This is a genomic window from Paenibacillus sp. OV219 (genome assembly GCF_900110075.1).
In the GTDB taxonomy this organism is placed as follows: domain Bacteria; phylum Bacillota; class Bacilli; order Paenibacillales; family Paenibacillaceae; genus Paenibacillus_Z.
The window spans coordinates 31,616-49,348 of sequence record NZ_FOCJ01000014.1 but is presented as its reverse complement, the minus strand read 5'-3'; the positions used below and the strand labels follow the sequence as shown (position 1 = coordinate 49,348).

General features: G+C 48.0%; 16 protein-coding genes. 12 read left to right on the top strand and 4 right to left on the bottom strand.

The window, feature by feature from the left end:
* Positions 1-25 precede the first annotated feature (25 nt).
* The 7 genes from BMY11_RS29030 to BMY11_RS29025 all read left to right on the top strand — a co-directional run bounded on the left by BMY11_RS29030 (position 26) and on the right by BMY11_RS29025 (position 7,234).
* Positions 26-2,755, top strand: a complete 2,730-nt coding sequence (locus tag BMY11_RS29030) for an MrcB family domain-containing protein (RefSeq protein WP_177182832.1) — start codon at positions 26-28, stop codon at positions 2,753-2,755.
* Positions 2,727-5,192, top strand: a complete 2,466-nt coding sequence (locus BMY11_RS25715) for a restriction endonuclease-like protein (protein WP_090582817.1) — start codon at positions 2,727-2,729, stop codon at positions 5,190-5,192. Before BMY11_RS29030 ends, BMY11_RS25715 begins: the two co-directional genes overlap by 29 nt.
* Positions 5,158-5,547, top strand: coding sequence for a (deoxy)nucleoside triphosphate pyrophosphohydrolase (locus BMY11_RS25710; RefSeq protein WP_090582816.1), 390 nt, complete (start codon positions 5,158-5,160; stop codon positions 5,545-5,547). Before BMY11_RS25715 ends, BMY11_RS25710 begins: the two co-directional genes overlap by 35 nt.
* A gap of 47 nt (positions 5,548-5,594) precedes the next feature.
* Positions 5,595-6,290 carry a nuclease-related domain-containing protein gene (locus BMY11_RS25705; protein ID WP_090582814.1) on the top strand — a complete coding sequence of 232 codons (696 nt, stop codon included), beginning with the start codon at positions 5,595-5,597 and terminating at the stop codon, positions 6,288-6,290.
* A 39-nt stretch (positions 6,291-6,329) separates the two neighbouring features.
* Positions 6,330-6,656 carry a nucleoside triphosphate pyrophosphohydrolase gene (locus tag BMY11_RS25700; RefSeq protein WP_090582812.1) on the top strand — a complete coding sequence of 109 codons (327 nt, stop codon included), beginning with the start codon at positions 6,330-6,332 and terminating at the stop codon, positions 6,654-6,656.
* Positions 6,649-6,894 (top strand): phospholipase D-like domain-containing protein, encoded by a 246-nt coding sequence (locus BMY11_RS25695; RefSeq protein WP_177182831.1) that lies wholly within the window; start codon positions 6,649-6,651, stop codon positions 6,892-6,894. Before BMY11_RS25700 ends, BMY11_RS25695 begins: the two co-directional genes overlap by 8 nt.
* Positions 6,895-7,063: 169 nt before the next feature.
* A complete protein-coding gene (locus BMY11_RS29025) occupies positions 7,064-7,234 on the top strand; it encodes a DUF3502 domain-containing protein (protein ID WP_177182830.1) in 171 nt (56 codons plus the stop codon).
* A 174-nt stretch (positions 7,235-7,408) separates the two neighbouring features.
* Here the strand turns inward: BMY11_RS29025 and BMY11_RS25685 are convergent, their stop codons facing one another.
* Together BMY11_RS25685 and BMY11_RS25680 are read right to left on the bottom strand one after the other, a co-directional pair.
* Complete coding sequence (locus BMY11_RS25685; protein WP_090582808.1) at positions 7,409-7,915, bottom strand: hypothetical protein; 507 nt, start codon at positions 7,913-7,915, stop codon at positions 7,409-7,411.
* Positions 7,912-8,385, bottom strand: coding sequence for a hypothetical protein (locus tag BMY11_RS25680; RefSeq protein WP_090582806.1), 474 nt, complete (start codon positions 8,383-8,385; stop codon positions 7,912-7,914). Before BMY11_RS25680 ends, BMY11_RS25685 begins: the two co-directional genes overlap by 4 nt.
* Before the next feature lie 167 nt (positions 8,386-8,552).
* On the opposite strand from BMY11_RS25680, the gene kynU reads away from it, so the two are divergent.
* From kynU to BMY11_RS25660, 4 genes are all read left to right on the top strand, one after another.
* Positions 8,553-9,851, top strand: coding sequence for a kynureninase (gene kynU, locus BMY11_RS25675; protein ID WP_090582804.1), 1,299 nt, complete (start codon positions 8,553-8,555; stop codon positions 9,849-9,851).
* A 26-nt stretch (positions 9,852-9,877) separates the two neighbouring features.
* Positions 9,878-10,504, top strand: coding sequence for an arylformamidase (gene kynB / locus BMY11_RS25670; protein ID WP_090582803.1), 627 nt, complete (start codon positions 9,878-9,880; stop codon positions 10,502-10,504).
* A gap of 20 nt (positions 10,505-10,524) precedes the next feature.
* Positions 10,525-11,370, top strand: a complete 846-nt coding sequence (kynA, locus tag BMY11_RS25665) for a tryptophan 2,3-dioxygenase (protein ID WP_090582801.1) — start codon at positions 10,525-10,527, stop codon at positions 11,368-11,370.
* A gap of 80 nt (positions 11,371-11,450) precedes the next feature.
* A complete protein-coding gene (locus BMY11_RS25660) occupies positions 11,451-12,377 on the top strand; it encodes a phosphotransferase (RefSeq protein ID WP_090582799.1) in 927 nt (308 codons plus the stop codon).
* Between the two features lie 104 nt (positions 12,378-12,481).
* On the opposite strand, the gene BMY11_RS25655 is transcribed toward BMY11_RS25660, so the two are convergent.
* Together BMY11_RS25655 and BMY11_RS25650 are read right to left on the bottom strand one after the other, a co-directional pair.
* On the bottom strand, positions 12,482-14,263 hold the full coding sequence (locus BMY11_RS25655; RefSeq protein WP_090582797.1) for an ABC transporter ATP-binding protein: 1,782 nt from the start codon (positions 14,261-14,263) through the stop codon (positions 12,482-12,484).
* On the bottom strand, positions 14,250-16,028 hold the full coding sequence (locus BMY11_RS25650) for an ABC transporter ATP-binding protein (protein WP_090582795.1): 1,779 nt from the start codon (positions 16,026-16,028) through the stop codon (positions 14,250-14,252). The genes BMY11_RS25655 and BMY11_RS25650 overlap by 14 nt, the downstream gene beginning before the upstream one ends.
* A 216-nt stretch (positions 16,029-16,244) precedes the next feature.
* Here BMY11_RS25650 and BMY11_RS25645 point away from each other — a divergent pair, with 216 nt between their 5' ends.
* Positions 16,245-17,717 carry an alpha/beta hydrolase gene (locus tag BMY11_RS25645; protein ID WP_177182829.1) on the top strand — a complete coding sequence of 491 codons (1,473 nt, stop codon included), beginning with the start codon at positions 16,245-16,247 and terminating at the stop codon, positions 17,715-17,717.
* Positions 17,718-17,733: the final 16 nt, after the last annotated feature.

Sequence of the window (17,733 nt, the reverse complement as noted above, 5' to 3'; positions counted from 1 at the left end):
AATTTGCGATTTGGAGCGAAACGATATGACACTTCCAATTGAACTGGCTTCTATATTTCGTGTAAAACAAAAATCCTACAAAATGATCTTGATCCTATCCATATTGGATGAATACCAACAAACAAAGCTTCAATTCCTACCGCTCAATGCTGTTGCTGAGCGGTTTTTGTCTTATTTCCGAAACGCTACCGATGCAGGAACTAAGGTGGACTCGCCACCTCAGAAAGTAGCTCCGAATTGGGAGACGCTTACTCTAGCCCAAACTAAGACTCTCCTACAAACCCCAATCGATGCGCTCAAGTCTATTCTGGAAGCGAATTCGGAGACGATCACCTTTACAACTCATATATGGTCAATACTCAATGATCAACTTCTGACTGAACTCAGGGAGTATGCACAATCTGAACTAGAAGCCTATAACGAAGCGCTCACTAACTCCTCGTTTTCATTGAAAGCTGCGTTTGATCAGCTGTTAAACAATTATTTAGATTACAAAACTCAAAACTTCGGCGGGCACCCCGTTGGACCTATGGTTAGACAGGAGATCCCTTCATTTATTATATCACAGGAATTCGTCGGTCCAGATTACAAGGTGCAGGGATCTATTGGCCAAGGAAACTGGGTTGGTGTACCGTGGATCGCAATACTAGATAAACGTATCAACGCATCGATCCAGAGTGGCGAATATATTGTCTATCTCTTCTCTGAAGATATGAGCGCAGTATACCTGACACTAGCACATGGGGTAACCGAACCAATTAAACAATACAGAAGAAAGGGAGCCTATCAATATTTCAAGCAAAAGTCCGACGAGATGCGAAGCTACTTACCGCTTGAAAATATGCAAATTGATGAGAATATTGCTGGGGTTGGAGATGACTATCAGGCTGCGATTGTTGCATCGATTCGTTACGAACGGAACAACATTCCGGAGGATACGCAGTTACTCGAAGATCTTCGAAATGTTGTCGACAACTATAGAATGTATGCAGATAAAGTGCTTGAGAATAAGCAAGAACAGCAGATTGAGCGGCCTGCATTTACGTTCACAATAGCTCATCTATATTTAGGAAATGGAATCATTCGATATTTGGGAATGAATCAAGATCGTTATGTTTCCATAGAAGAGCTTATCAACAACCAAGCATCGGTGTTAAAGTCCGGCGATGATGTGAAAAATCCAAAAGAGCGAATCCAGCATATTGGGCGAGCGCTACAAGAGTTGGGTTTTACAGCAATTGAAGACAATGAACATTCTCTTACACATAGTGGAATTGAATATTACCGATCCTTAAGCCAGGAAAACTGGATATTAAGTCAGGGTCAGGTTCAGCATCTCCAAGATGTTCTTGCCAGCAGTGAACTTGAACCACATGCAAGTCGATTGATTAAATGTATGAACATGGGTATTTCGATTGTGAAGGAGCTTGGAACGTTTAAGCTCGAGTCCTTTAAACCATTATTTATTGCCGAGCTAGGAATGGACGCCGAGTGGGGGGCAGTAACTCAGGAGAATCGGGCACGGTTTATGTTGAGCTGGCTAGAGGAGCTCCAGTACATTCGCAAAACCAAAGACGAGTTCACATATAACGAGGTGGTGGAATTGGTGGACACGTTATCGGTAGCAGAGCGAATAATTCATATTAAATCTTATATCGAGAGTAAAGGGTTCCACTTTCCTCAAGGATTAATTGAAAACTTCTACTTGTCCTTGAAGAGTAAGCCTTTTGTGATCTTAGCTGGGGTCTCTGGTACAGGAAAAACGAAGCTTGTTAAGCTCTTCGCGGAAGCTGTCGGTGCTCAATTTAAATTGATACCTGTTCGTCCCGATTGGAGTGACCCGTCGGATTTACTTGGTTATAAAGACTTAACAGGCTCCTTCCGACCTGGTCAGTTGGCTGAAATTCTTGTTGAGGCATCCAAGGAAACAAATCAGAATAAGCCATACTTTATTTGTTTGGATGAAATGAACCTAGCGCGAGTGGAGCACTACTTCAGTGACCTACTCAGCGTAATTGAAACACAGGAGTGGCAAAATGGTCGAATCGTTACGGTACCACTTATTCAGAAAGAGAGTTTGATCGCCGAGGACCGGCCAATCTATGGCGGGCTAGCGCTTCCTGACAATGTCTATCTTATAGGCACAGTGAACATGGATGAAACTACGCATCCTTTTAGTAAAAAGGTGCTTGATCGCGCTAACACAATCGAATTCAATTATATCAATCTCGAGCAATTCCCAATGGGATCTATGGCCGATTCATCCTCACTACGAGTCTCTAATTCATTCTTGCGGAGTGAGTACCTGCAGCTCGTTGACGCTTTTGGACCTAATCAGGAGCTAATACGGCGGGTAACAGCACAATTGGTGAAGATTAACGAGATTCTTGAGCAAGTCCACTCCCATGTGGGCTTCCGGATCCGGGACGCTGTATGTTTCTATATGATTCATAATGAGCAGTACGAGCTAATGAGCGAGAATGAGGCGTTTGATTTGCAATTGCTACAGAAGCTACTACCACGCGTTCAGGGCAGCAGTTCATCAGTCAAGCGAGTGCTATTACAACTCCTACAGGAAGCACTAGGAAGAAACTTAACCATTAACAATTTGATGGATGATGCATCTGAGCTCTATATGCCGTTGCGATCGAATGAACAAGAGAAAGAAGCAAAATATCCGCTAAGTGCACGCAAGCTGGCATTCATGCTCCGGAGGTTAGAGGAAGATGGATTCACCTCCTATTGGCTCTCCTAATCGCAGCATCGAGTTGTTACGTATTGAGACCACCGCATTTAATATTTACATTCACGGAAAGCCATTTCATCCGACTGTGGATTCGCTGCAGCTTCATCGTAACGAGGAGCAGCAGCTTATTCCTGCTCAGTTATTACTGTCCTTGAATTCTGGGATGCTAGAAGTAGAGAACATACTAGTATTTAACCCGGAAGCTCGAAGGCTTGTGGAATGGCAAGTGGGGGAGAAAGCCTATCCTTTGTTCTTTGAGACGCAGCCATATGAATTTGTTCTTGAGAAGAAAGATGATCTCCCTATAAGCTTCTACCATGAGAATGTGAATCTTCGGCAAGCTGTGAAGCCACTGGGCAAGGGTCAAATTCTCTCTGGTATATTAAACTTCCAGAACGAAGTCGGATTAACCGACCTAGAGTTGCGGATGCATGGGAAGTCGTTGCTCACGTTACAGCTAGAGATTTTTCCAGTGAAAATGGATTACAAGCATGACTATCAGATGATCCTGAATGACGTGAATCAGCAGATCTATAACTTATCGTTTGATTTTCTGCGGAAGACGTACAATCTAACAGGACTCAAAGAGACGAAGAACCAGAGTCTAACGGAGTTCTTTTCCATTCTCAAACATGTCTTTGGTCAGTTAATTCAAGCGGTGGAGCGAATTCAGTTTGCACCACATTCTAAACATCAGGTTGAGCATCGAATAGTCTCGTCAGGGAGGGTTAGGAAGCCTGGGAAGAGGAATGTGCAGTTCCTTAGCAAGCATCCGCATCTTTTTGAGAGAGACAACCAAGGCATGGTTACTATTCATGGGCAACGCTACAATCCAACTCATGCTCTGGAGACCAAACGCTATGTGGATTACGATACGAATGAGAACCGGTTTGTGAGATGGGTATTACTCCGAATTGCCCAGAAGCTGAAGGTATTAAAGCAACGTCTAACTGAAAGAGGGAAGGTCCTTGATCCGCATCTCTCCCATCAGCTCGCAGACATGCAAATTCAGATACAGCGGCTACTTGGATTGGATTTCTTGCAGGTTAAAGATATGCGCCAGTTGTCGATTACGCTTGTACTACAGATGGCACCAGGGTACCGGGAAGTGTATCGTAACTATCTCATGCTGATGAAAGGGCTATCGATTCAAAGTGACTTGTTCCAATTGTCGATGAAAGACTTGGCACAGCTCTATGAGTACTGGTGCTTCCTCAAAATTCATGACCTGCTTAGCCGTAAATATGAGCTGCTAAAGCAAGATATAATCAAAGTGAATCGTACAGGTATCTTTGTCACGCTAGATAAAACGCAGAAGGCGAAGATGGTTTACCGGAACCCCAAGAACGGTGAGGTGTTTACGCTATATTACAACACACTACCGCAAGGGGAAGAGACACCAACGGTTTCTCAGCGTCCAGATAATGTGCTGACACTTAAGAAGAACGATTCGAAGACTGTGTACAAATACATTTTTGATGCGAAGTACAGATTGGATCCGGCATATGAAGGTACCCCGTATAAGAGGAATTACAAGACACCTGGACCTGAGGAATCAGATATTAACACGATGCATCGATATAGAGATGCGATTGTCTATGAAGAAGATGCTGCCGATGGACTCGAGCGGAGTATGTTTGGAGCGTATGTGCTATTCCCATATCACAATGAGGAGGAGTACAAAGAGCATCGATTCTATAAAAGCATACAAATTGTCAATGTAGGTGCCTTTCCGTTCTTGCCTAATGCAACGATGCTAATGGAAGATTTTCTGGATGAGATTATTATGGACAGTCCCGAGAAGTCATACGAACGCGCAACAAGGCCAAGCGGCACGAAGACTTATTACAAGAACCAGTTGAATGGAAGGAACATGCTGGTAGGCTCCTTGCGCAATGTCGACCAACTAGATAATGCATTGAAGTATGGGTTCTATCATGTGCCTCTTGAGAATTTGACGGACCATACTATACTCTCACAGTTGGAGTATATTGCGATGTACCAATCCGTGAAGAAGTTCGAATCGGAAGGTAGAGGCGCTGGTATTCACTGGTTCGGTAAGATCAAGCACTGGCAGGTCCTTAGAAGGAAAGAAATCACGGAAATTCCCACGCGAGCAGCTACTGAGGACAAGTTATATGTAAAATTTATGGTCGAGAGTTGGGAACAACGAGAGAAGCCAATTATCCCAGGTGGACACGGTGTTTACTCATTACTATTCACGTCAAAATATATCTTTGATCGCGCAATTGAAATTTCAGAACTGAGGCTTGAATCTGAGGAAGACATTCGATTTTGGCGTGAACAACGACGACAAGGGCATGTAAAGGTCGAGCTCAATCATGAGCAGGTTGATTTAGCTAGCGATGTTGAAGTTATTACAGAAGTTGATAAAGAGGATGTGATTATGCGTGATACTAGTAGCGGCAGCTATAATCGAGGATAAGCAGGGAAAAATTCTGATTGCAAGACGTAAAGAAGGAAAGTCGCAGGGAAGGATGTGGGAGTTTCCTGGAGGTAAGATTGAAGCCAATGAGACGGCGGAGGAATGTCTCCGCAGAGAACTGCGAGAAGAGATGAATATTGAGATTGATCCATATGAATTTTTCGGAGAAAATGACCATTTCTATGGAGAGTTACATATTAAGTTAATCGCGTATAAGGCCCAGTTTCTTGGCGGTGAGATTAAGCTAGTTGATCATGATGATTATAAGTGGGTGAGCCATGGTCAATTATTTGAGTATGAGTTTGCACCAGCTGATGTGAAGTTTGTTGAAATGTTAGGGTTGTCTGTGAGGTAATCAAACTTTTCAATTCGATGGAGGACCTTAAGGAAGGAATTGAAACTATGTTTAAAAAGATTCTGAGCATGTTAGGGCTCGGTAAAGAAGAAGTCTCTAAAGCAAAGGCAAAAGATGCCAAGAAAAAAACTTCCCAGAAACCTAAAATTGAATCCACTCGCATCGGAGAGCTTGGCGAGCATAAAATCAACATTCAACTCGATCAGTTACAGAAAGAGTGCCGCTACTTAAGCGATCTTATGATTCGCAACACAAAGGCTCGTTCCGGTTTCTCTCAAATCGATCATGTTATCATTTCTCCATACGGGCTGATTGTCATTGAGACCAAAAACTATAATGGTGAAATAAAGGGAAGTAGGACTGATAAGAATTGGACGGTAAACAAGAGGTATAAACTTTACAACCCACTCATGCAAAACTATGGACATATTAAAGCTCTTGAAGGTGTACTGCAAAACCATCCTTCGCTACTTTATATCTCTATGGTATCGTTTACTATGCGTTGTCGTTTTGCTATTGATCCAGATTTGCGGAAGATAGAATCCAATGAGCTTATTGTATACGATGTTGAACTTTCTGAGTTTGTTACACGCAAATTGAATAGGCTTCGTGCAACAGTTGGTGAGCCATCACTTACTACAGTTGACATTATAAATATTGAGAATAGTCTTAAAGCTGCTAACATTACTGATCCTACTGTACGAGCGGCACATGTAAAAGTCTTAAGGGAAGCAAAGCATTAACTAAAGAATCTACTACTTGTACCGAGGAGTCTGGAAATCATGCCAATCTACAACAAACTTGTCCGAGACCGCATTCCGGAAATTATCAGCAACAGCGGGAGTACGATGTCGACACGTATATTGGATGAAGAAGAGTATCGGACAGAACTTCGAACCAAGTTGAATGAAGAAACAGAGGAGTACTTGACTGCAGAGACGGACGATGAAGCGCTTGAGGAGTTGGCAGATGTCTTAGAATTACTCCACGCATTGGCAGTCTCGCATGGATTTACACCAGATCAGTTGGAGGAAGTGCGCATGGTTAAAGCTGAGAAGCGAGGCGGCTTCCAAGATCGCATCTACCTGATCGAGGTTCACGATGCCTGACATTAAGCTAATTACCGAGAATCTAGTGGATGAGTTGATTCCTGGAATTAATCGGGCTTCGGGGATCTATATCCTTACTTCTTTCGTAATGGAGTCTGGCGTTAAGCTCCTGGCACCGCATTTGAAGGAAGCAGCGCTGCGGGGAGCCGAAGTAAAGTTACTTGCCGGGGACTATTTGTTCGTCACCCAGCGAGAGGCATTACGGGCGTTAAGTACTAAACCGAATCCCGAGCGATAATTAATCGCTCGGGTCTTTTTTTTCTCGTTTTAATGACACATCCCTCAATCTTAACAGTAAACGCCGAACCCGCAATGTGCCACAATGACTGGAAGACTGAATTTGAATGATGGGGAGTATTTACATATGCAAATGATGGCAGATGCGCTTACGGTGTTGGGATCACGAATTGGAATCGGGTGGGATCCGGGGAGGCGCAGGGCTGAACTCCGGGACGCTCGACCCGAATAAGTTCCTTCAGGAATACAATGACAAGCTGGTGAAAGCCGGCGCCGATAAGGTGCAAGAGGTAAAACAAACTGCTCTTGATGCATTCGTCCAGCAGAAAGCCTTGAAATAAACAACCAACCGATTCGTTCCACAAGACCGCGCGACAAGAGCAGAGGCTGTTACAGTGCTGCTGAACTTGCTGGCACAGAACATGATCAGTAAGTAAACGATAGCGGCAAACGTAAGACGTGTACGGAAATTCTTGATCGCCCTAAACGATCAATCCGTCACGTCTTTCGTTTCCTTATACCCGTAGGCTAGGAAGCTCAAGCTCATGCAATTTCCTCTTCGTAAACCGAAACAACGCGATTAGCACTACAGAAGCCACTGGATAGAAGGCGATGGAATAATAGAGCTTCCAGCCAGTGTAGTTCAGCACATGGTTCTGGACACATAACCATTCGAAGAATAGCGAGAATCCCGTCCAGCAAGCAATATACCAGATAGTCTTTCGCCCGTAGAGCTCGAACTTATCGTAAAGAAATAAAAAGATCGTAGAGCAGCTCGGATACATGAAGAAATGATACAGCGCACCCGAAAGCTCATACGTCGGATTATCGCCGAAATAATACAGGTGGAACGGAGTAGCGATAAAAAAGTAATCAATGGATGCCACTAAAACCAAGTTGTACATCCAGATGATAACAACCATCGCAAGAGAGAAGTATTTTCGAATGGGGCAGAAGACTATTAATGCTAATGTGGCGGTGATAATGAAGAACCATTCGTTCCAATCGAATGTCACATTCATGCCGAATTTCCCCCTTTGAACAGAATGTTGCGAAACAGCTTCATGCATACGACTAGAAAGGGCAATGTGATTACCCAGAGCGCGATCGTCCACCAGGCCCGCCAATCAGCGTGAATCAGTATGCCGGATACATGATCCAGTCCATCAAGCGTTGAGAAGAGGAGGATGAAGCCGATGTATAAAGCGAGCTTTCGCAGGAAAGAGCTCATCCTTAGCAGTAGTTGGAGGAACACAACCATGAGCAGCGGATAGAGAACCATTCGATTCAGGAAATGTGCAGCCTTAGGCGTAAACATGTCGGGAATAATCAATGTCTTGAAATTCATAAAGCAGAGCGCAGAGTAGTTCTGATAAATATAGGAAGCAATCCACCAGTACACAAAGATTTCAAGAATGTGCATCGCTTTTCGCGTTTTCATGAATACGAATACTACAGCTGCGTTCAGTAAGATATACAAGAACAGAAGCATCTCTTAAAACCCCTTGTTACTCGCAGTATAATCCCCATTAGATTATCCATTTTTTTCAAATTCATTCCTTGCCGTGATGGACTTCGTTCGTTGACTCCCCTGCAAAATCTAAGTTAAGATAATCAAGCAACTTGCAACCGATTTCAGCAGGAGTAAGGAGGCTCACCATGTTAAGCACCCCACACAACCTAAATCCATATTCCCTTGAATATGCCCAAGAGCTCGACAAGCAAGATGAGCTTGCCTATTTTCGCAACGAATTTTACTTAAATCCAGACTCCATCTACATGGACGGTAACTCACTTGGCTTATTATCCAAGCGAGCAGAGCAGTCGCTGCTTAATATACTCGCAGCTTGGAAAATCCAAGGTATCGACGGTTGGACGCAGGGCGGGTACCCATGGTTCTACCTCTCGGAGAAGCTGGCAGCCATGAGCGCTCCGCTCGTTGGGGCTGACGTAGATGAAATAATCGTAACGGGCTCAACGACCGTGAACCTCCATCAGCTAGTGGCTACTTTCTATAAACCGCAAGGCACTCGCACGAAGATTCTCGCGGATGAGCTGAATTTCCCTTCAGACATCTATGCGCTGCAAAGCCAGCTCAAGCTGCATGGCTACGACCCTGATGAGCATCTCATTCGAGTGGCAAGCCGTGATGGACGCTTCCTCCACGAAGAGGACATTATCGCAGCGATGACAGACGAGGTTGCGTTTATCGTGCTACCAGCGGTGCTGTACCGGAGCGGGCAAGTTCTCGATATGAAGCGCCTGACAGCTGAAGCGCACGCGCGCGGCATCTTGATTGGTTTTGACGGCTGCCATTCGGTTGGATCGATCCCTCACCAATTCAGTGAGTGGGACGTTGATTTTGCCTTCTGGTGCAATTATAAATACTTGAACAGCGGACCGGGAGGAACAGCGAGCCTGTACGTCAACCGCAAGCACCACGGGACTTCCCCTGGCCTTGCAGGATGGTTCGGTTCGCGCAAAGATAAGCAGTTCGATATGGAGCATCAATTCCACCAAGCGGAGACTGCGGGTGCATTCCAGATCGGGACGCCGAACATTCTCAGCATGGCGCCGCTCATCGGTTCGCTCGAGCTGTTCGCAGAAGCGACTCTCGAGAAGCTTCGTCAGAAATCGCTGCACATCACGCGATATATGATGGAGTTAATTGAGCATGAACTAGGCGCGTTCGACTTCACAATCGGCAATCCACTAGAGGATGATCGCAGAAGCGGTCATGTGAGCCTCGAGCATCAGGATGCCGCGCGGATCTGCAAGGCGCTCAAGGAGCTGCAGCACATCGTGCCGGATTTCCGCGCTCCGAACATCATTCGTCTAGCACCTGTTCCGCTCTACACAAGCTACAGTGACGTATGGGAAACGGTACAGCGACTGAAAACCATCATGGCGGATAAGCAATACGAGAAATTCGCCAATACGCGCGATGTTGTCGCATAAGATGGAGAGAGGAGCGTTTAAGAGAGATGACCTTGATCGATATTTCTCGTCCATTGATGAATGGTGCGCCGACTTGGCCGGGGGATACGGCTTTCAACTATGAAGTGAGCTGGTCCAAGGAGCAAAGCGGCTCGGTGAACGTAGGCAAGCTGACGATGAGCATTCATACGGGGACGCATGTGGATTCTCCGTTTCATTTTGACAATGATGGCCGCAAAATCATGGATCTCGACCTGCAGCTCTACATCGGACCGGCGCGTATGATCGATGTATCTGGCCGCTCGAGCATAGGTGCGGAGGATCTGGTGGCGTACGACCTCGATGGGGTTACTCGTCTGCTTCTGCGCACAAGCTCATGGACCAACGCCGACGAATTCCCGTCACAAATTACGTGTCTGAGGGCAGATATAGCGCCATTCCTACATGCCAGAGGCATCCGTCTCATCGGAGTCGATGTCCCTTCGGTCGATCCCTTGGACAGCAAAGAGCTTGCAGCCCATCACGGTCTGCACACGCATGACATTCACATCCTGGAAGGGCTCGCCTTGGAACACGTCGCCCCAGGAGATTATGAGCTCATCGCGCTCCCGCTCCCGCTTGCAGAAGCGGACGGCAGTCCCGTGCGAGCCGTGCTTCGACCATACACATCATAGACAAAAGGAGCTAAGAACAGATGGCCGACACGCCTACACCGCAAAACAATAACAACGAGAATCTCGTTTCCGACTTCTCCAAGTCCATGTCTTACGGTGATTACCTTCACCTCGACCAAATTCTGTCCAGCCAGCATCGACTGTCTGGTCATCATGATGAAATGCTGTTCATCATCATCCACCAAGCTAGCGAGCTATGGATGAAGCTCATCTTGCATGAGCTGAATGCCGCACGCAGCAGCGTCCAGCAGAACAACTTGGAGCCTGCCTTCAAAATGCTCGCCCGTGTATCCAGAATCCAGCAGCAGCTCATCCAGTCTTGGGATGTATTATCTACGCTGACACCTGCGGAGTACATGGAGTTCCGGCATGCGCTTGGCAGCTCCTCCGGCTTTCAATCGTATCAGAATCGCCTGATCGAATTCGTGCTAGGCCTCAAGAAGCCGAGCGTGCTTGCCGTCTATGAGCATCAGCAGGAGCTGCACAAACAGCTGACGGATGCGATGAATGAGCCGAGCATCTACGATGCGGCGATTGGAGCGCTTGCGAAGCGCGGTTTGCCGATCGATCCGGAGTACTTGCAGCGCGACTGGTCACAGCCTTATGCAGAGAACGATAGCGTAAGAGAAGCTTGGCTGACGGTATACCGCGATGTCGAGCAGTACTGGGATCTGTACGAGCTCGCTGAGAAGCTTGTTGATATCGACAGCCGCCAGCAGCAGTGGCGCTTCAACCATATGGGAACGGTGGAGCGGGTCATCGGCTTCAAGCGCGGAACCGGCGGTTCGTCCGGCGTGGATTATTTGAAGCATATCGTCAGCCAGCGGCATTTTCCAGAGTTGTGGAGCCTTCGCACGGTATTGTAATGGTTTGAACGGTTATAGATAGGGCCGCCTATTGTGATAGGCGGTCTTTTTTAAAACTTGGAAGGTAGGAGGCAGCATTCATGAACGACGATGTCCTAACGAGCTTACAGCGAGATCGACTGATGGAGCAGGTGGCCAGCGAATATGGCTTTGAGGAGGTACGCATCACGTCCTTCATGGAAGGCTATGGATCGCGGTTCGTTGCTTTGCTTCATACGAGCCAAGGCAAGTTTGTGTTAAAAGCTAACGATCGCTCAGCAGTGTACGCCAAGGTTGTGCCCGCTTACGAGCATTTGCGCGAAAGTGGCTTTAACGGCATGATTAATCTTCGCAGCACCGTTGCAGGAAGGTTGTTTATCGATTTCGAATGGAATTCCGATTCCGACAACTCCGTTTGCGATACGGCTTGCTATCTGTATCCGTTTATTGAAGGGACAAGCCTTAGCGGGAGCTCGGAGCTGTTTGCCGGGGTCGGACATACGCTTGGGCGACTTCATAGGATCGAAGCAGCGCCGGAATTGCCGCAATGGGATTTGGATTCGCTGATAGGAGATATCGTCAACGACAGGCTGCCAAGCGTCCCCGAGCCGCATCGGTCGAACCTGCTGAAGCTTACGCCGGGATTCGCTAAGCTGTCCTCCCTTCCGAAAGCGATCATCCACGGAGATGTAGGGGAGAGCAACGGTGTATATGATGCTGTGAGCAATCGCGTCATTCTGATCGATTGGGACGGCTGCGGCATCGCTCCGCGAATTATTGATGCAGCTTATCCGCTGTTTGGGCTGCTGAACGATCAGCTGCAGTTTCAATGGGAGAAAGCGGAAGCCTACGCCGCAGCGTATGCCGAGTCGATCAAACTGACGATCGAGGAGCTGGAGTTGTTCCACTACGCGGTGGTGCTGCTGCCTTGCAATCATATTTTGCACGGACATCTAGGTACTAAGCTCGCCCGAATTCAGTGGTTTATCGACAATCGGGAACAGGTGGCGAGACTGTTCGAGCTGTAATCATGCCATCATTACTAATGATAGGTTTGCAACGAAAAAATAGCCCTCGATCTCACGCGGAGATCGGGGGCTATTTTCATTGAATCTTCTACTATCTCCCTAAACTACACAGTCGCTTCCATCTTCTGCGCCGAATGCAGCTTATAGTACCTGCCTCGCTTCGCGAGGAGCTCGTCATGCGAGCCGCTCTCGGCGATGCCTTTGTCAGAAATGTACATGATCCGGTCACAGTTCTTCACCGTCGAGAGACGATGCGCGATGATGAACGACGTCCGCCCCTTGAGCAGCTCATTAAGTCCCTTCTGGAGCAAGCGTTCGGTCTGAGCGTCGATGGACGAAGTCGCTTCATCGAGAATGAGGATGCTCGGATTCGCGAGCAGCGTTCTGGCGAATGAGATCAGCTGCTTCTGTCCTTGGGACAGCTTCGAACCGCGCTCGTTCACCTCAGTCATGTAGCCTTTCTCGAATTCGCGGATGAAATCGTCAGCGCAGACGGTTTTCGCAGCCGCGATGATTTCTTCTTCCGTAGCATCGAGCTTACCGTAGCGGATATTGTCCATAATCGTCCCTGAGAAAATAAAGCTGTCCTGCAGCATAATGCCCATCTGGCTGCGCAAGGATCTCAGCTGGATCGTGGAGAGATCATGGCCGTCGATGAGGATTTTGCCGCCAGTGATGTTGTAGAACCGCGAGATCAGGTTGACGACCGTCGTTTTGCCGGCTCCTGTTGGACCGACAAGTGCAACGCTCTCGCCTGCTTTAATGTCAAACGTCAGCTTCTCCAGAATGTTAACGCCTGGATCATAAGCGAAAGTCACATCATCAAAGGTCACGCGGCCTTTAATCGGCGGTAGCTCCTTTGCGCCAGGCACATCATTGACGGTAACCGGTTCGTCTAACGTCTCGAAGATACGCTCCAGATAAGAGACGGCGTTGATGAAGCTGTTGTACAAGTTCGAAATGTTCAATATCGGCTGCCAGAAGCGCGCCGCATAGCTGCTCATCGCTAGAATGACGCCGAAGGTCGCTTCTTCCGGCCCAATCGCCAGCAAGCCTACAAAATAGATCGCTGCCGTCACGAGCGTCGCCAAATTATCGACCGAGAACGGCATCAAGAAGTTGTAATACATCGTCTTCATCCAAGCTGAACGGTAATTCGTCGACAGACGCGTGAAGGTTTCTTCGTTATGCTGCTCGCGTGTGAAAATCTGCGTGACGCGAATGCCGCTAATGCTTTCTTGCAGATAAGCGTTCAGGTTGGAGCTTTTGTTAGAGATGTTCTGCCATCCCCGGCGCTGTTTCGTCTTGATCATCAGGACGACGCCCAAGAAGATAGGCAGTCCCGCTAGGATAACGAGCGACAGCTTAACATCAACGGCGAACATGAAGATCGCGATGAAGAGTAGGTTTAAGATCTCCAAGATCAGGTTGATAATCCCGTTGGACAGTACGTCCGATACGGAGTTGACGTAGTTGACAACGCGGATGAGGATTTTGCCCTGCGGACGGTCGTCGTAATATTGGAACGGCAGCTTCTGCAGATGCTTGAACAGATCCATCCGAATATCGAAGATAATATCTTGCCCGACACGGGTCATCATCCGTGATCGGATTGTGGCGAGTATAACGCTGACGACAATCGTTGCAAGCATAAGTAGCGAATACCAGAACAGTGACTGCTTCTCTTTCGCAGGAATCGTAACATCTACGATATGCTGCATAATGAGCGGCGCGGAGAGCGAGATGCCGGCTGACAAGGCGCTAAGCACGAACGCGATAATCATGGGCTTCTGCTGCCGTCTAATGTAGACGAGCGCCCGGCGGAAGTGCTTGATATTAAACGGTGATTCCAGGTTCTCGTCGATATCGAATTTATTTCTTGCCATACTTCACCATTGCCTCCCTTCCAATGCCCTCGTTCTGCAGCATGAATACATCGTAGTAATAACCGCGTTTCTCCAGAAGCTCCGCGTGCGTACCTTCCTCAATGATGCGGCCGCCTTCGAGAATCAGGATACGGTCAGCCTGCGCTGTTGTGGATACACGCTGCGCAATGATGATCTTCGTGCATGGGAAATCGAGCTCCCGCAAGCTTTTCTGAATATGCTCCTCGGTCTCCAAATCGACGGCGGACGTCGTATCGTCGAGGATCAGAATCGGCGGCTGAACAGCTAGTGCCCGTGCCAATGCGATACGCTGCTTCTGTCCGCCCGACAGGCCGACGCCGCGCTCGCCGACAATCGTATTGTAGCTCTCAGGCATTTTGCCAATGAAGTCGTGTGCTGCAGCAAGCTTGGCGAACTTCGTCACGTCCTCCTCTGGCATATCCGGGTCGCCGAACGCGATATTGCCGTCGATCGTATCGGAGAACAGCAGCACATCCTGTGTCGCCACGCCGATATTGCTGCGCAGCTCGTCAAGCGCCAGCTTGCGCACGTCGATGCCGTCGACGAGTACGCGTCCTCGCGTTACATCATAGAAACGGGGAATGAGGTTAATGAGCGTTGTTTTGCCAGCACCTGTTGCCCCCATGATGGCGATCGTCTCGCCCGGATCAATGCTAAAGTTGATATTTTCGAGCACCGTTGCACTGTCGTACTTGAAGCTCACATTCTCGAATTGAATATAGCCGCGGTAACGCTTCTTCACAGCTGCGTTATGCTCATTAACGATTTCGGGATGCGCGTAATAGACGTCGATGATTTTACTCAAGCTGGCGAAGAAGCGCTGAATATCGTTGATGACGATGCCAATGGTGCGCATCGGGTTAGATAGGCCCCAGATCAGTGCAGAAAAAGCGGAAAATTCACCAAACGTGATCCGTTCATCCATGACGAACAAACCGCCGGCAAGCATGAGGATGACGAGGAACGCTTGAGAAAATATTTCTAAGTAAGGGAAGTAGTCTAGCCAGACAAGCGCTGCGGCTTTGTTGGCTTTGGAGTAATTAACGTTCTTCTCGGTGAACTTCTCAATTTCGAAGTCCTCGCGTGCGAACGCTTTGACGACCCGATTACCGGCGATGTTCTCCTGCGTTGTCGTATTCAGCTGGGAGAGCTTTTCCCGCAGTTCGACATACATGGGGCGCACACGCCGTGCGAAGATGAACGCAACAATACAAATTGGAGGCGACAGCAGGAGCAGCCACAACGTGAGCTCAGCGTCGATGAAGAAGAAGTAGACGACCGCTGCTGCAAACACCGTCAGCGATTCGATGATCGTCTTAATAATCCATGCCAAGGAGTGACGCACCATCTCGAGGTCGCCGGTCATCTTGGTCATAAGATCGCCAGTGCGGTTCCGATCATAGTACCGCATGTCCTGACCTTGGATTTTGTTGTACAGGTACACCCGAACACGGAACAGCATGTTCTGTGAGGCGCGCTCATACGTCAGCGTTGTGAAATAAGACAGGCTGGTTCTTAACAAGGAGAAGCCGACCATGCCGAGCACAAGGCCGATCAAGAGCCCGCGTTCGGTGCTCAGATGCTGCGCCGCGCCGTCCCCAGCAATGAAGTGGTCCACGATGCGTTGACCGATGTAAGGATTAATAATCGTAAGCGACGAGCCTACGACTGACAAGCATAGTGCGATAATGTACCTTACCCGATCCCCTTTCAGATTGTGCCATAGCCATTTGAACTGAAACATGTCATCACCGATTTCTGTTTTAGTCTGAATTGCCCTTTGAAAAACTAATGGAAATTATAGCACAAATGTATAGGGAGGAAGTGGGAAAGTTGTAAAATGACAAAAGTCTTGCGTTTTGTCGCGGTGCTTTTATCCTTTTTATATCCCATGCAGGTATTTTGTCGGATAAGGTCGAAACTGTCTGAAGCTTATTTTGCAATAAAGAGGAGAAAATCAATGCCGTTCACACGAACCGGTCCAGAAAATTTGCATTACGAATATCATCAAGTGAGCGGAAGCCAACAGTCTGCAGAAACGATTGTGATGATCCACAGCTTGGGTACGGACCTGAGCATCTGGAACTGGATAATCCCGTATCTTCAATCTCGTTACAATATTCTCGTATATGACGTCAGAGGCCACGGCGGGAGCCAGCTGGCGAGCGAGGTAGACGGTACAATTACGTGGCGGCTGCTTTGCGACGATTTATCCGTTCTGCTTACACAGTTGCAAATTAATCAGTTTCACCTCGTTGGTCATGGGCTAGGCGGCTACATCGGATTGGAATTCGTTCGCGAGTATCCGGGCAAGGCATTAACGCTCTGTTTATTGTCTGTACCGCTGTACTACCCGGTGACCGTAATGCCGCTATTATCTGGTGATCGACAGCAGGACGTGCAGCAGAGCAACTCGATCATGCCGGTCGCCGAGCGATTGCTGAGCGCCGCTTGCCATCAAGTCACACCGGATAAAGAAAATCTATTATATGAAGCGTATCGTAACGTTTCTTTCCGCCGCTATGTGCAAATAAGAGAGTTGATTACAGCGTTCATCGCCGCTCAAGAGATAAGAGGTGTTGAACTTCCCGTCCTGTTTCTAGGTGGGGAGTATGACAGGCTGTTCCCGCCGAGTGTGCTCGCGCTTGGAACGATCTTGCTTCAGAACTACCGGTTTCTCGTCGTTTCCGACGCAGCTAACGCGGTTCAGCTGGATCAGCCGGCTATGGTGGCGCAGTGGATTGACGAGCATATTCGGAAATCAGTCGAATCTCCTGAAGTTCCTGTGGTAGAGAAGCTTTCTGCCCATATGCAAAATCAAATTAAAAATTTTGTAGAGCAGGTTCGCCAGCAGAACGATTCGACACATACGCTCGAAGTCGAGGTCATGGGTAATTTTCGCGTTATGGTCAATCGGCAGGCTGTCCCCGGAGAATGGAATCAGCGCTACGCCAAGCGACTCCTCGTCTACCTGCTATTCCATCATACCGTCACGCGAGAGCAGCTATGCGACGTCTTGTGGCCGGAAGCGGAGCTGTCCAAAGCAAAGAACAGGCTTCGCGTATCGCTCAGCTATCTAAAGAGCCTGCTGGACAAACATACAAACGGGAATAACCCTCTCATCATCGCTGACCGAGAGTGCGTCTACTTGCGCGGTAACATCAAATGCGATTTGCAGGATCTACTTGAGAAGCTGCAAGCGACGGCATCCGAACAGGACACGGTGCGAAAAGCGCTGCTCAGCCGGGACATTCTCGACAAGACCGCGTACCCGCTTGCTACGGGGATTTTCGACAACTGGCTGCTTGCCATCATCGAGAAGGTGGAACATAAGCTGGAGGAACTGGCACGCTGGACGGTGGAGTACTATCGGCAGCAGAACGATCTCAGGCAATCGGAGAGATATACGAAATTTGTTGACCGATTTATATAATCCTAAGCTTAACCCT